The organism is Sphingomonas sp. MMS12-HWE2-04, assembly GCF_044881185.1.
Lineage (GTDB): Bacteria > Pseudomonadota > Alphaproteobacteria > Sphingomonadales > Sphingomonadaceae > Sphingomonas.
Window position 1 is genome coordinate 3,041,172 of record NZ_CP173254.1, and the last position, 11,531, is coordinate 3,052,702.

An 11,531-nucleotide genomic window follows, 5' to 3' on the forward strand; every position below is an offset into this window, starting at 1 on the left:
CCGCCCCCGATCCAAACGCCGTCGTCTCGCCTCGGTAACAGCCTCTCCGCTCCGACCCGCACCTTCGGTACGGATCAGAGCGCGAGCAGCGTCACCTTGCGCACCAGATCGGCGACCGAGCTGGTCTTGAGCTTTCGCCCGGCACTGCTGCGGTGCATCTTCACGGTGATCTCCGTGACGCCCAGCTCATAGGCGATCTGCTTGTTGAGCAGCCCACGCTGGACGCCGCGCAGCACGTCCATCTCGCGCGGCGTCAGCGTCGCCGCCAGCCGGCGCACCTCGGCCACTGCCCCCGCCTCCCGCCGCCGCGCCTCGTCGAGCCGCAGCGCCTGGGCGACGACGTCGAGAAGCTCCTGCTCGCGGAACGGCTTGGGAAGGAAATCGATCGCGCCCGCCTTCATCGCGCGTACCGAGGTCGGCACATCGGCATGGCCGGTGATGAAGATGATCGGGATGCCCGCGTCCATCTCGGCGAGCCGCGTCTGCAGCTCGAGTCCGCTGGCGCCGGGCAGGCGTAGGTCGAGCACCAGACAGCTCGGCCGGTCGGGCAGCCCCGCATCGAGCAGCTCGCGAGTCGAGCCGAACAGCTGGCTGTCGATGCCGATCGAGCCGAACAGGTCGCTCAGGCTCTCGCGCACATCGATATCGTCGTCGACGACCAGCACCACCGGGGCAGTCGCATCCATCGGCAGCGCCGCGACGCGGTGCGCGGGAGAAGGGTTCGTCGCCGCCATGCTGCCTCCGTTCGCCGGCCGCCATACATGCGGCGGGTGGCAGATACCTTAGCAGCACTCGCGCGCTTCATCCACGCCTGCGCCGCGGGCAGACCCTATACCTTGGTAGCCTCGGCCGCTTTTGCATCGACGATGCGTGGCATTCGCGCGTTGGCTTCGTTACGGGCGATACTTGTGGTCGAGAGACTTTGAGTTGCGGTTCGCCCCAGGGGAGGCTCGAATGTCGAAGCGACGTGCGATGATGGCGGGAGAGCCGTGTTGAGCGAGACTCCGCTGATCTCGGTGGTCGACGACGACGAAGATGTCCGGCTGGCGCTCGAGGCGCTGATCGACAGCCTCGGCCTTCAAGTCCGCACCTTCGCCAGCGCCGACGCATTCCTCGCCTCCGGCACCCTCTTCGAATCGAGCTGCGTCATCAGCGACATCCACATGCCCGGCATGAGCGGACTCGAGCTGGCGCTCACGCTCGGCACGGTGCCTGATGCGCCGCCGATCGTGCTGATCAGCGCCTTCGCCACCGATGACATCCGCCGCCGCGCGGCCGAAGCGGGCGCGGCCTGCTTCCTGAGCAAGCCGCTCGATCCGGCCAGGCTAGTCGCGCAGCTCGAGAGCGCGCTCGACACGCCGCTCTAAATCCCGCTACCAACGGCGCCGCGCACCATACCGGCGTAGAGATAGGCGCGTCGCCACCCCGGACCTAGCTCTCCCGGCATCAGCCAGGGAGCGAGACGATGAAAGCAGCGGTACTCAACGCCTTTGACGGCCGGTTCGATATCGAGGACCTAGAGATCGGCACCCCGATCGGCCGCGAGGTGCTGGTCGAGGTTAAGGCGTGTGGGCTTTGCCACAGCGACCTCCACCTCGCCGAAGCCAATTACGGCACCCAATTGCCGGCGGTGCTCGGCCACGAAGTCGCCGGCGTGGTCCGCGCGATCGGGCCCGAGGTCAAGGAACTTCAGGTCGGCGATCATGTCGTCGGCTCGCTGATCCAGTCCTGCGGCCACTGCCGTTCATGCATCGCGGGCCGCACCTATCAATGCGAGAAGCCGAACGAGACGCTGCGCGCCCCCGAACAGGGCCAGCGCCTCACCCGCGACGGCGCCCCCGTTTCCACCGGTTGGGGCACCGCGGGTTTCGCCGAGCAGACGCTGGTGCACGAGAATCAACTGGTGAAGGTCCCCGACGCGATCCCTTTCCCCCAGGCCTCGCTGCTCGGCTGCAGCGTGATCACCGGCGCGGGCGCGGTGATCAACACCGCCAGGATCCGCCCGGGCGACACGGTAGCGATCATCGGCGTCGGCGGCGTCGGCGTCAACGCCATCGCCGGCGCGCGGCTGGCGGGTGCGGCGCGGATCATCGCGATCGACCTCCAGCCCGGCAAGGAAGCCCTTGCGCGCAAGTTCGGCGCCACTGACTTCGTGGCGGCCGGCGCCGGCAATGTCGTCGAGACGGTGCGGACGCTCACCGACGGCGGCGTCGACCACGCGTTCGAAGTCATCGGCCTCGTCCCCACCACCCAGCAGGCGGTGCAGTTGGTCCGCCACGGCGGCGGCGCCTATCTGATCGGCCTCCACCATCCCGGCGTCGAGACCGCGCTCCAGGCGCTCGACCTGATCGTGCGCCAGGTCGAGCTGCACGGCGTGTTCATGGGGTCGAGCAACATCAAGCACGACGTGCCGATGTACGCCGATCTCTACCTTCAGGGCCGCTTCAACCTCGACGATCTTATCTCGCGCGAGATCAACATCGCCGAGATCAACCAGGCCTATGACGAGATCCGCGACAGCTCGACCATCGCGCGCAGCGTCATCACCTCGTTCTGAACCCGCGACACCTTCCCCTTCGAGGAGACACATCATGGCATTGGACGCACGCCAGGCAGGCACTTTCCGCATCGGCGGCGAGCTCGAGATCGTACGTCTCGGCTTCGGCGCGATGCGCATCACCGGCCCCGGCATCTGGGGCCCGCCGCACGACCGCGAGGCGGCGCTGCGCACGCTGCGCCGCGTGCCCGAACTCGGCATCGACTTCATCGACACCGCCGACGCCTATGGCCCCGAGATTTCGGAGCAGCTGATCCGCGAGGCGCTGCACCCCTATGGCCAGGTGCATGTCGCGACCAAGGGTGGCTTTCTCCGTCCGGGCCCGGACCAGTGGGTCCAGCGCGGCGACCCGGAATATCTGATCGGCCAGGCGAACCGCAGCCGCGAGCTGCTCGGCGTCGAGCGGATCGACCTGTGGCAGCTCCACCGCGTCGACTCCAAGGTGCCGCAGGACGAGCAGTTCGCCGCGATCCGCACGCTGCTCGACAGCGGCGTGATCGCCCATGCCGGGCTCAGCGAAGTCGATGTGCCGACGATCCAGGCGGCGCAGCGCGTGTTCCCAGTCGCGACGGTGCAGAATCGCTACAATCTCGTCGATCGCGCGCATGAGGCGGTGCTCGACCATTGCGAGCGCGAGGGGATCGGCTTCATCCCATGGTTCCCGCTCGCCGCGGGCCGCCTTGCCGGGCCGGGCACGATCCTCGATAGCATCGCCCGGGCGCACGACGCCAGCGCCGGCCAGATCGCGATCGCCTGGCTGCTCGCGCGCAGCCCGGTGATGCTGCCGATCCCCGGCACCGGCCAGGTCGCGCATCTGGAGGAGAATGTCGGCGGCGCGGCGATCACCCTGAGCGCCGACGAGTTCGCCGCGCTCGATCAGGCCGGCCGCTGACTATACCTCGGTAGGATCCCGCCCGACGCTCCGTACAATGGAGCGGCGGGCGGGACCGGGCGACAGTGCGCCACGCTCCGGGATTCTCCGGCGCGACCGCCAGGAGGAACCCATGTACCTTCTCGATTATCCGCTCGCCCCCGCACCCATGCTCGACCCCTCGGCCGATGCCGAACGCGCCTATGCCGAGGCCGCCGGCCTGCCTTATTTCGACGCGCCCGAGCCGCTGTCGCCGCTCGCTCTGCTCGAACTGATCCTGCGGACCCCGGCATGAGCACGCCGAAAGCGGGCGTGGCGCTCGGCAGCAGCGGCGTGCTGCGCCCCGGCGCCTGGCGATGGCTGCGGTCGCTCGGCTGGATGCTGTTGTGCCTCGTCGCGCTGGCCGCGATCCTCTCGCTCCAGTCGCTGGCGCGCGCGATCTATCCGGACTCGAACGTCGTGCTCGCGATGGCGTTCGTCTGCACCGCGCTTGCCTATCTCGCCTATGCCGCGCTGGTGCGCTGGGGCGAGAAGCGCGTGCCGAGCGAGCTTGATCTTCGCGCCCTGCCGTCCGAGCTCGCTTCGGGCCTGGTCACCGGCGCGCTGCTCTTCGCGCTGGTGTTCAGTCTGCTGTGGCTGAGCGGCGCCTATCAGGTCGCGCCCGGCCAGTGGCGCGACTGGCCGCACGACCTCCGCGAGGCGCTCGGCACCGGCCTGCTCGAGGAACTGCTCGCCCGGCTGGTGGTCTTCCGGCTGCTCGCCCGCGCGTTCGGCATCCGCTGGGCGCTGGCGCTGTCGGCCGCCGCGTTCGGCGCAGCGCATCTCGGCAACGCCCATGCCTCGCGCTTCGCCGCTCTGGCCATCGCGGTCGAGGCCGGGCTGATGCTCGCCGGCTTTTACCTGCTCACCGGCCGCATCTGGATGTCGGTCGGGGTACATGCCGCCTGGAACTTCACCCAGGGCGCGATCTTCGGCGCGCGCGTCTCGGGCATGGAAGACAGCGGCAGCCTGCTAGTCAGCACGCCCGTGGCCGGCGTCTCACCGATCTGGAGCGGCGGCGCGTTCGGCCCGGAGGCATCGGTGCCGGCTATGGTCGTCGGGCTGCTGGCCTTCGTCCTCATCCTCGGTCGTATCCGCCGGCATCGGCTTGAGAGGGCCTCAACTTAATGCTCGCCGCTCGCTGACTGAAACAGCGAAAGATTGTCGCTCAGCCAATCGGCAACCGATCTGGGCTGCTTGCCCGTCAACTCGGAGACGGTCTCGGTCGTCTCCGCCAGGACGGAGTCGCGAAAGAGGCGATCCAGCCCGAGCGCCAGATCGGCGACCATCTCGCTTGCGCCCGCGTCGATCAGCACCGCCCGATGTTCGGTCGGGGTGCGATGCTGATACACGATGTTCCGCCCCAGCATCTGCGAAAGCCGCTCCGCGACATCCGGCATCGTCGTCGCGCCGGGGCCGGTGAGATGATAGGCGCGCTGCGCGTCGGCGAAGCGATCGTCTAGCAGCAGCACCCGCGCAACGTCGGCAATGTCGCGCGTGTCGATCAGGTTGATGCGGCCGAGAGCGGCCGATCCGCCCCAATTCCCGTTCGCAACGAAGCCGCCGGAGCGGGCGAGGACGTCGGCAAAGGGTCCCGGGCGCAGCACGGTATAGCCGACTGGCTTGGTCGCGAGATGCGCTTCGATCACCATGTGCCAATCGAAAGGATGCAGCCGCGTCGGCGGCCCCATCGCCGACAGCTTGACGATGTGCGATACACCGGCGGCCACCGCCGCATCGATCATCAAGTTTTCGTCAGCCACCTGACGGTCCGACGTGCCATGGGCGAGGAAGAGGCGATCGGCTCCGTGCAGGGCTTCCGCCAGGGTGGCCGGCACATCGAAGTCCACCTTCGCCAGGATGACTCCATCAGGCACGGCGCCGGCCTTCGGCGTGCGGGTAAGCGCAACGATGTGCACCGGGTCCTCGGTGAGGGCCCGCACTAGCGCCGCGCCGACGCGGCCGGTGGCACCGGCGATGGCGATCCGCGGGCGGGAAATCTCGGCGATTGGGAATGTCACGGTGTCATCTCCAAGGATCGTTTCAAGACATGGTTCGCAACGAGCGATGCCCTGGCGGTGCATGAAAAATGGCCGCGTTCCTGGGGCGAAGGAACGCGGCCATTCCCCTTTTCAGGGCGGACCGCGGGGCGGAGGTCCGCCCCACCTGTCACTTGCGCACGAACGCAAGCAGGTCCGGATTGAGCACGTCGGCGTGCACGGTCAGCATGCCGTGGGGATAGCCCTTGTAGAGCTTGAGCTCGCCCTTCTCGAGCAGCTTGACCGAGAGCAATGCGGCGTCCTGGTACGGCACGATCTGGTCGTCGTCGCCGTGCAGCACCAGCGTGGGCACCTTGATCGCCTTGAGGTCCTCGGTCTGGTCGGTCTCCGAGAACGTCTTGATGCATTCGTAATGCGCGTTGGCGGCGCCCATCATGCCCTGGCGCCACCAGTTGCGGATCGTGCCTTCGATCACCTTGGCCCCCGGCCGGTTGAAGCCGTAGAACGGCCCGCTTGGCAGATCGAGGAAGAATTGCGCGCGGTTGGCGGCAAGCGCGGCGCGGAGGCCGTCGAACACTTCGATCGGCGATCCGCCAGGATTCTTGTCCGACTTCACCATGACCGGCGGGATCGCGCTGACCAGCACCGCCTTGGCGACCCGGCCGGGCTTGGCGCGCGCGACATAGGCCGCGACTTCGCCGCCACCGGTCGAATGGCCGATATGCACCGCGCGCTTGAGGTCGAGATGGTCGGCCAGCTCGATCACGTCGGCGGCATAGGTGGCCATGTCGTGGCCGGTCGCGGTCTGGCTCGAACGGCCATGGCCGCGGCGATCGTGCGCGACCACGCGGAAGCCGTTGGCGAGGAAGAACAGCATCTGCGTGTCCCAATCGTCGGCGCTGAGCGGCCAGCCATGATGGAACACGATCGGTTGCGCGTCGCGCGGGCCCCAATCCTTGTAGAACAGCTCGGTGCCATCCTTGGTCTTGAACATGCTCATGCGAACGTCTCCTCTTGCAGCGTGGTGTTGAAGCAATTCGGCGGCGCCGGCGGGCAGCGCCGCGGCGACCCCCGCCAGGCTCAGCCCGGTAAGCAGGGTGCGGCGGGTGAAGTCAGGCAACAGCGTCATGGCGGGTCTCCTGGCGGTCAGGCGTCGAGGAAGCGCGCGACTTCGGCGGCGAAGTCCTCGGCATATTGGAAGAGGAAGGCGTGGCCGGAATTGGGGTAGAGGATCAGCTTCGCGTCCGGCGCCTCGCTGGCGATGACGTAGGAGCGATAGGCCGGGATCATCGCGTCATGGACGCCGTTGGCGACGAGCACCGGCATCGCGAGCTGCGCCAGCCGGTCGCGCACGCCCGGCGAAGCGCCGATCGCCTTGAGCTGCCCGACGAACGCCGGCCCGGTCACCACCGGCACGCGATCGGGCACCGCCGCCAGCCGCTCGAGATAGGCGCGGCCCGCGGCGCGGCTGGTGTCGCTGTCGGCGAAGAACAGGAAGAGGAAGTCGTCCTCGCCATTGACCGGGTGCGCCATCACCTCGCGCACCCGCGGGTGCGGCGCGGGGCCTTCGCTCACCCCGCCCGGCCCCGATCCGGCGATCACCAAGCGGCGGATGCGCGCCGGCACCTTGAGCGCGACATGCTGGGCGACGAACCCGCCGAGCGACCAGCCGAGCAGATCGACCTTCTCCAGCCCCAGCGCGTCGAGCAGCGCCACCACGACCTCGGCCATGCCGTCCAGGCTCTCGGGCACCGTGCCGCCCGACGCGCCGATCCCGGCATTGTCGAAGCGGATCACCTGCCGCCCGGCGACCAGCGGCGCGAGGAACGCGGGATCCCAATCGTCCTGGGTGCCGCGGAAGCGCTGGCAGAGCAGCAGCGGCAGGCCCTTGCCCTCGCCTTCGACGCGATAGGCGAGCGTTCCAAGGGGCGTGTCGACGTGCTGCAGGGTAGTCATCGGGGTTCCTCTCATGGTGCCACCCCTTGTCCCGCGTCCTGCGCCGCGCTGCCATCATACGGGTGCGGCGGCGGACCTAGACGCTGGTATTGGTCGCGCCGCACCGCTTGCGCTCACTCGGCCCGCAGCCGGTGGACGTCGGCGGCGGTTACGCGCGAGGGCACGCTGCCGAACCGCGCCGTGACATAATTGGCCACCGCCGCGATCTCGGCATCGCTATAGGAGTCGCGGAAGCTCGGCATATACGGCCCCGCGCCTTCGGGTTTTCCCATGCCGTTCAGCAGCATCAGGGCGACATTTCGCGCGCTGCCGTCGTTGACCGCGCGGTTGCCGGTCAGCTGCTGGTCGGCGGTGATCGCGCCCTGCCCGCTCCAGGCGTGGCAGCTCGCGCAGGCGCCCTCGAAGAGCCGCTTGCCCGCCACATTGTAGGTCGGCCCCTCGTTCGCCACCGCCGGCGCCGCACCGGCCATTCTCGGCCAGACCTTGGTCGGCACGGCCGGCACCGTGCGCAGATAGGTGACGATCGCCATGATGTCGGAGCGAGTCAGCCGGCTCGTGCTCAGCGCCACGACTTCGGCCATCGGCCCCGACGCGACGCCGTGCCCCGGCGCATGCCCCTTCGAGAGATAGGCGGCGAGATCGTCGGCCGACCAGGCGCCGATCCCGCTCAGCCGGTCGCCGCTGATATTGTACGCGTTCCAGCCCTCGGCCTGGCCCCCGGCGAGCTTGCGCCGCGTGTCCATCGCCTGGAGCAGCGTGCGCGGCGTGTGGCACTCGCCGCAATGCCCCGCCGCCTCGACCAGATAGGCGCCGCGGTTCCACTGCGCGCTGCGCTCTGCCACCGGGCGGAAGCGCCGGTCGGCGTTGAAGAAGCCGCTCCACGCGCGCATCAGCCAGCGCTGATTGAACGGAAAGACAAAGCTGTTCGGCCGGTTGCTCGCGCGCACCGCCGGGATCGTCGCGAGATAGCGGCGGATCGCCACCACATCGGCGTCGGCCAGCATCGTGTACGAGGCATAGGGAAAGGCGGGATAGAGCCGCTCGCCGTTGCGCCCGATCCCCTGATGCACCGCGCGGAGGAACTCGGCATCGCTCCACGCGCCGATGCCGGTCTCGCGATCGGGGGTGATGTTGGGCGTGTAGATCGTCCCGAACGGCAGCCTGAACGCCCGCCCGCCGGCATAGGGCTTGCCGCCCTTGGCCGTGTGGCAGGCGGCGCAATCGGCCGCCTCGGCGAGATACTTGCCCTTGGTGACCGGATCGGCGTCCGCGAGTTCGGCCGGCACGCCGGTGACGCCGGCGCCATAGTCGGCGAGCGCCACGCGGGTGCCGCCGGCAAAGGCGAGTGGATCGGGCAAAAGCAGCTGCCGCCAGACGAACGCCGCCACCAGCGCGAGCAGCGCGCCCGCGAAGAGCAGCCGGACCGGCCAGCGCAGCATCATGTCCGTGCCCCTTTTGCGAGGAGCGCCGCATCCACCGGCATGCGCGCCAGTTGCACGCCGGTCGCGGCCAGGATCGCGTTGCACACCGCCGCCTGCACCGAAACGGTGCCCGGCTCGCCGATGCCGCCCGGCGCCTCGCCGCTGCGCACGACATGCACCTCGATCCGCGGCGTCTCGTCGATCCGCAGCACGCGATAGTCGTGGAAGTTGCTCTGCTGCACGCGCCCGCCCGCCAGGGTGATTCGGCCATGGAGCGCCGCCGACAGACCGAAGATCAGCCCGCCCTGGATCTGGGACACGATCCCGTCAGGATTGACCGGCGTTCCGCAATCGACCGCAGTGGTGAGGCGCTGGACCGTCACGGCGCCGTCTTCGGCAACTGAAAGTTCCGCGATGGTGCACAGATAGGTGCCGAACGCCCATTGCAGGCTGATGCCCCGCCCCGCCCGCGCGGCCAGCGGCATCCCCCATCCCGCCTTCGCCGCCGCCAGGTCGAGCACGGCGCGCGCCCGCGCCTGCGTGCCGATCAGCGAACGGCGCAGCGCCAGCGGGTCCTGGCCGGTCGCATGCGCGATCCGGTCGACGAAGCTCTCGGTCGCGAACACGTTCACGTTCGGGCCCACGCCGCGCCAGAAGCACGTCTCGATCCCGCGCGGCTCGTGCCGGACGTAATCGACCGCATGGGCCGGAAAGTCGTACGGCGTCTCACGCGCGCCGTCGACGGCATCGTTGTCGATCCGCCCGTCGAACCCCGGCGGCAGCCAGCGCGCGACCACCGCCGGCCCGACCACCTTGTGCGCCCAGGCTACGGGCTTGCCGCCTTCGATCCGGGCCTGCATCCACGCGCCATAGACCGAGCGATAGGGTGCCTTGGCGATGTCCTCCTCGCGCGTCCACGTTAGCTTGACCGGCCCGTCGACATGCCGGGCCACGCGCACCGCCTTGCGGACGCCGTCGACTTCGAGCCGGCGCCCGAAACCACCGCCGATCAGATGGTTGTGGATCACGACCTGTTCGGGAGTAAGCCCCGCCTCCTCCGCCGCAGCGCGCTGCGCCATGGTGATCACCTGGGTGCCGACCCAGATCTCGCAGCGACCGGGCGTCAGGTGCACCGTGCAGTTCATGGGCTCCATCGGTGCATGCGCGAGCATCGGCAGCTCGTAGGTTTCGGCGATCACGCCCTCGCCGTTCAGCTGCGCACGCGCGCCGGTATCGACCACCGAAACGCCCGGCGCCGCGGCGGCGCGATGCAGTTCGGCGCGCAGCGTTTCGGTCGAGACATCGGCAAAAGCGCCGTCGGCCCATTCGATCTCGAGCGCAGCGAGCCCGCGCATCGCCGCCCAGCTCGTATCGCCGACCACCGCCACCAGGTCTTCCAGCACGATGATCTGCCGCACGCCTGGAAGCGCCTTGGCCTGGCTGTCATCGACCCGCGCGACCCTGCCGCCGAGCACCGGCGCCGAGCCCAGGGTCGCGAAACGCACGCCGTCGGGCATCGCATCGATCCCGTAGCGCAGCGTGCCGTCCACCTTCTCCGCCGTGTCGAGGCGATGATGCGCGCGGCCGATCAGCCGGAACGCCGCCGGATTCTTGAGCATCGGCTCGGCCGGCGGCACCTCGCGCATCGCCGCTGCGGCGAGCGCGCCATAATCGAGCCGCCGCCCGCTCGGATCGTGCAGCACCGCCCCGTCCTGGGTCCGGCACTGTGCCGGATCGACCCGCCAGCGCCGCGCGGCGGCAGCGACCAGCATCGCCCGCGCGCTCGCCCCCGCCTTGCGCAGCGGCAGCCAGTAGGCGCGCACCGAGGTCGAGCCGCCGGTCGCCTGCACCTTGAAGATCGGATTGCCGTAGAGCGCGTCACTCGGCGGCGCGGCTTCCAGCGTCACCCGGTCGAGCGGCAGGTCGAGTTCCTCGCCGATCAGCATCGCCAGCGCGGTATAGATCCCCTGCCCCATCTCGGTCTGCGGCATGATCAGCGTCGCCCGGCCATCGGCGGCGATGCGGATGAACGCGTCGGGCGCGAACGCAGCCGGCCCCCTCGTCTCGGCAGCGGCGACGCTTCCCGAGCGCAAATCGACGCCGAGCAGCAGCGCCCCCGCGCCGATCGATCCCGCCCGCAGCAGCTGGCGGCGCGAAAGCCCGGCATCAGCCATTGCGTGCTGCCTGCTTGATCCCCTCGCGGATGCGCACATAGGTGCCGCAGCGGCAGATATTCCCCGCCATCGCGGCGTCGATCGCGGCATCGTCGGGCGCCGGGTTGGCGGCGAGCAGCGCGGCCGCCGCCATGATCTGGCCCGACTGGCAATAGCCGCACTGGACCACTTCAAGATCGAGCCAGGCCTGCTGCACCTTCGCGCCCGCCGGCGTCGCGCCGACCCCCTCGATCGTGGTGACCGTGCGCGATCCGACGGCACCCACCGGCAGCCGGCACGATCGCACTGCGACGCCGTCGAGATGCACCGTGCAGGCGCCGCACTGGGCGATGCCGCAGCCGAACTTGGTCCCGGTCATCCCGAGCAGGTCGCGCAGCACCCAGAGCAGCGGCGTATCGGCATCGACCGCCACCTCGCGCACTTCCCCATTGACTCGAATGCCGACCATGTCTTTCTCCGCTTCGGCGGAGGGCTAGAGCATGGTCCCGGCGCTCGCCCAGACGTACGTGCGTA

12 protein-coding genes are annotated in these 11,531 nt (G+C 69.4%); 5 read left to right on the top strand and 7 right to left on the bottom strand.

Annotated elements, in window-relative coordinates; genetic code table 11:
• Positions 1–74: 74 nt before the first annotated feature.
• Positions 75–734: a response regulator transcription factor gene (locus tag AB2M62_RS14135; RefSeq protein WP_404334737.1), complete on the bottom strand. Its 660-nt coding sequence runs from the start codon at positions 732–734 to the stop codon at positions 75–77.
• Positions 735–992: 258 nt separating this feature from the next.
• On the opposite strand from AB2M62_RS14135, the gene AB2M62_RS14140 reads away from it, so the two are divergent.
• The 5 genes from AB2M62_RS14140 to AB2M62_RS14160 all read left to right on the top strand — a co-directional run bounded on the left by AB2M62_RS14140 (position 993) and on the right by AB2M62_RS14160 (position 4,595).
• Positions 993–1,367: a response regulator transcription factor gene (locus AB2M62_RS14140; RefSeq protein ID WP_404334739.1), complete on the top strand. Its 375-nt coding sequence runs from the start codon at positions 993–995 to the stop codon at positions 1,365–1,367.
• Between the two features lie 98 nt (positions 1,368–1,465).
• Positions 1,466–2,557, top strand: coding sequence for a Zn-dependent alcohol dehydrogenase (locus AB2M62_RS14145; protein WP_404334741.1), 1,092 nt, complete (start codon positions 1,466–1,468; stop codon positions 2,555–2,557).
• Positions 2,558–2,591: 34 nt separating this feature from the next.
• Positions 2,592–3,449, top strand: coding sequence for an aldo/keto reductase (locus AB2M62_RS14150; RefSeq protein ID WP_404334743.1), 858 nt, complete (start codon positions 2,592–2,594; stop codon positions 3,447–3,449).
• Positions 3,450–3,561: 112 nt separating this feature from the next.
• A complete protein-coding gene (locus AB2M62_RS14155; RefSeq protein ID WP_404334745.1) occupies positions 3,562–3,723 on the top strand; it encodes a hypothetical protein in 162 nt (53 codons plus the stop codon).
• On the top strand, positions 3,720–4,595 hold the full coding sequence (locus AB2M62_RS14160; protein WP_404334747.1) for a type II CAAX prenyl endopeptidase Rce1 family protein: 876 nt from the start codon (positions 3,720–3,722) through the stop codon (positions 4,593–4,595). Before AB2M62_RS14155 ends, AB2M62_RS14160 begins: the two co-directional genes overlap by 4 nt.
• Here AB2M62_RS14160 and AB2M62_RS14165 read toward each other — a convergent pair.
• The 6 genes from AB2M62_RS14165 to AB2M62_RS14190 form a co-directional block, all read right to left on the bottom strand.
• Positions 4,592–5,551 (bottom strand): NmrA family NAD(P)-binding protein, encoded by a 960-nt coding sequence (locus AB2M62_RS14165; protein ID WP_404334749.1) that lies wholly within the window; start codon positions 5,549–5,551, stop codon positions 4,592–4,594. The two genes, AB2M62_RS14160 and AB2M62_RS14165, sit on opposite strands and share 4 nt — an antisense overlap.
• A gap of 85 nt (positions 5,552–5,636) precedes the next feature.
• The gene (locus tag AB2M62_RS14170) at positions 5,637–6,467 is read right to left on the bottom strand and encodes an alpha/beta fold hydrolase (RefSeq protein ID WP_404339948.1); all 831 of its coding nucleotides are present in this window, start codon (positions 6,465–6,467) and stop codon (positions 5,637–5,639) included.
• A gap of 146 nt (positions 6,468–6,613) precedes the next feature.
• The gene (locus AB2M62_RS14175; RefSeq protein WP_404334751.1) at positions 6,614–7,423 is read right to left on the bottom strand and encodes an alpha/beta fold hydrolase; all 810 of its coding nucleotides are present in this window, start codon (positions 7,421–7,423) and stop codon (positions 6,614–6,616) included.
• A 113-nt stretch (positions 7,424–7,536) separates the two neighbouring features.
• Entirely contained in the window at positions 7,537–8,865 is a 1,329-nt protein-coding gene (locus AB2M62_RS14180; protein WP_404334753.1) for a c-type cytochrome, read from the bottom strand.
• Positions 8,862–11,018, bottom strand: coding sequence for a molybdopterin cofactor-binding domain-containing protein (locus AB2M62_RS14185; protein WP_404334755.1), 2,157 nt, complete (start codon positions 11,016–11,018; stop codon positions 8,862–8,864). The genes AB2M62_RS14180 and AB2M62_RS14185 overlap by 4 nt, the downstream gene beginning before the upstream one ends.
• Entirely contained in the window at positions 11,011–11,466 is a 456-nt protein-coding gene (locus tag AB2M62_RS14190; RefSeq protein ID WP_404334757.1) for a (2Fe-2S)-binding protein, read from the bottom strand. Before AB2M62_RS14190 ends, AB2M62_RS14185 begins: the two co-directional genes overlap by 8 nt.
• Positions 11,467–11,531: the final 65 nt, after the last annotated feature.

What these genes read in the sequence shown, in the direction of transcription:
- AB2M62_RS14145 (WP_404334741.1), top strand. Translation starts at nt 1,466, where the DNA reads ATGAAAGCAGCGGTACTCAACGCCTTTGACGGCCGGTTCGATATCGAG.
- AB2M62_RS14135 (WP_404334737.1), bottom strand. Translation starts at nt 734, where the DNA reads ATGGCGGCGACGAACCCTTCTCCCGCGCACCGCGTCGCGGCGCTGCCG.
- AB2M62_RS14160 (WP_404334747.1), top strand. Translation starts at nt 3,720, where the DNA reads ATGAGCACGCCGAAAGCGGGCGTGGCGCTCGGCAGCAGCGGCGTGCTG.
- AB2M62_RS14170 (WP_404339948.1), bottom strand. Translation starts at nt 6,467, where the DNA reads ATGAGCATGTTCAAGACCAAGGATGGCACCGAGCTGTTCTACAAGGAT.
- AB2M62_RS14150 (WP_404334743.1), top strand. Translation starts at nt 2,592, where the DNA reads ATGGCATTGGACGCACGCCAGGCAGGCACTTTCCGCATCGGCGGCGAG.
- AB2M62_RS14180 (WP_404334753.1), bottom strand. Translation starts at nt 8,865, where the DNA reads ATGATGCTGCGCTGGCCGGTCCGGCTGCTCTTCGCGGGCGCGCTGCTC.
- AB2M62_RS14175 (WP_404334751.1), bottom strand. Translation starts at nt 7,423, where the DNA reads ATGACTACCCTGCAGCACGTCGACACGCCCCTTGGAACGCTCGCCTAT.
- AB2M62_RS14185 (WP_404334755.1), bottom strand. Translation starts at nt 11,018, where the DNA reads ATGGCTGATGCCGGGCTTTCGCGCCGCCAGCTGCTGCGGGCGGGATCG.
- AB2M62_RS14190 (WP_404334757.1), bottom strand. Translation starts at nt 11,466, where the DNA reads ATGGTCGGCATTCGAGTCAATGGGGAAGTGCGCGAGGTGGCGGTCGAT.
- AB2M62_RS14165 (WP_404334749.1), bottom strand. Translation starts at nt 5,551, where the DNA reads ATGCACCGCCAGGGCATCGCTCGTTGCGAACCATGTCTTGAAACGATC.
- AB2M62_RS14155 (WP_404334745.1), top strand. Translation starts at nt 3,562, where the DNA reads ATGTACCTTCTCGATTATCCGCTCGCCCCCGCACCCATGCTCGACCCC.